This window comes from Actinoplanes sp. ATCC 53533, from assembly GCF_003947245.1.
In genome coordinates, this window is sequence record NZ_QHHV01000438.1 from 1 (window position 1) to 1,956 (window position 1,956).

At 65.5% G+C, this 1,956-nt stretch carries 2 protein-coding genes; both read left to right on the plus strand.

Features of this window, described 5'->3' with window-relative positions; all coding sequences use genetic code 11:
• A partial coding sequence (locus DMB66_RS58800) for a BREX system ATP-binding domain-containing protein (RefSeq protein ID WP_199753286.1) occupies nt 1-640 on the plus strand: 640 nt, incomplete at its 5' end.
• Nucleotides 637-1,956: DEAD/DEAH box helicase (locus DMB66_RS58805; RefSeq protein WP_199753287.1), on the plus strand; the 1,320-nt coding region annotated here is incomplete at its 3' end. The genes DMB66_RS58800 and DMB66_RS58805, both read left to right, overlap by 4 nt.

A 1,956-nucleotide genomic window follows, 5' to 3' on the forward strand; every position in this document is an offset into this window, starting at 1 on the left:
CGAGATCGTGAAGGCGGCCGGGTACGCCGGCCTCGTCGTCGTCATCGACGAGGCCGAGACCATCCTGCGCATGCGTTCAGACTCGCGGCACAAGTCCCTCAACGGGATCCGGCAGATCGCCGACGCGGCGAGTTCCTACCCCGGCATGTTGTGGGTCTTCACCGGTACCCCGGAGTTCTTCGACACCCGGCATGGGGTTGCCGGACTCGCGCCCCTGCACGATCGGATCCGGTTCCTGAAGCAGGGAAGGTTCGCCAGCCTGCGGCAGGCGCAGCTCGAACTCGTGCCCTTCGACGCCGATCGCCTCCGATCGGTTGCGCTTCGGCTGCGCGAGCTGTTCCCAGCGTTGGACGGTGGCGGCTTCGAACAGAAGATCAGCACAGCGTTCGTGGAACGGCTGGTCGCGGAGGTGACCGCCGGGTTTAAGGGAGACGTCGGTGTGGTGCCACGCCAGTTCCTACGCGAGTTCGTCACCCAACTCGACCTGGTCGAGGAACACGCCGACTACGACCCCATGGCCGAGTACGGGTTCCAGGCCACGGAGCTCAGTCCCGAAGAGCAGCACGTGCTCTCCGGCACGAAACCCGCTGACCTCGACGAGGAGGCGGACGGGCTAGTGCCCGCAGAGGACGTGTGGTGAGCGTTTTTGCCAGATTCGCACCACGCCTGCAGCAGGCGATCGTTTCACGGCTGGGCTGGTCCAGCCTGCGTCCAGTGCAGGAAGCAGCCGGCGAGGCGCTACTGGCCGGCGACAACGCGGTCATCCTGGCACCCACCGCCGGCGGCAAGACCGAGGCAGCGATGTTCCCGGCCCTGTCCCAGCTCGTCGAAACCGCGCCGGACGGGGTGAGCGTCCTCTACGTCGCACCAATCAAGGCGCTGCTGAACAACCAGGCTGACCGGCTCGGCCTCTACACCGAAATGATCGGTCTACGGCGTTTCGTCTGGCACGGCGACACCCCGAGTCATGCCCGCAGCCAGTTCCTCAGAGAACCCGCCGAGCTGCTGATGACCACACCGGAATCGCTCGAGGTGATGCTGGTTTCGCCCCGTGTGGATGAGAACCGGCTCTTCGCCGATCTGCGGATTGTGGTCATCGACGAGGTGCACGCACTGGCCGGAACAGATCGGGGCGCCCACCTGATGAGCGTGCTCGAACGTCTAGCTCGGGTCTCCAAACACGACCTCCAGCGCGTGGGGCTATCCGCGACCGTCGGCAACCCCGAGGCGATCTTGTCGTGGCTTAGGGGGACATCGAAGCGGTCGGGGCGAGTGATCGACCCGCCGAGGCAACCGGGACGCCGGCATATCCTGGTCACCCACCGCCAGAACCTGGCACAGCTCTCCCAGGACGCGGCAACCATCGCGCGGGGCCACAAGAGCCTGTTCTTCTGCCAGTCCCGCTCCATGACTGAGGCCGTCGCCGAGTACATGAAACGCGCTGGCACCACCGTATTCGTCCATCACAGTGCCGTGTCGAGGGAAGAGCGCCAACTCGCTGAGGAACGCTTCCACCACGGCGACGACGTCTGCATCGTATGCACCTCCACTCTGGAGTTGGGCATCGACGTGGGCGACCTTGACCGGGTGTTGCAGGCCGAGGCGCCAGACACCGTGAGCTCGTTCCTGCAGCGCATGGGCCGAACCGGGCGGCGCACCGGCCAGGCGGCGAACACCACGTTCTTCTGCGAAACCACCGACGGCGTCGTCCAGGCGATCGCCCTAGTCGAGCTGGCGAAGGCGGGCTGGGTCGAATCGGTTCAGGTGGAGGACCGCTGCTGGCCGGTACTCATCCACCAACTCCTAGCCATGTCACTGGCCAGCGATGGGATCACTGCCGTGACCGCCTGGGAGCACCTTTCGCATGTACCGGACTTCCGGGGTATCCGCCAGGCCGAGTTCGAACGCCTAATCAGCTGGATGTTGCGAGACGACGCGTTGCGAATCGCAGGTGGC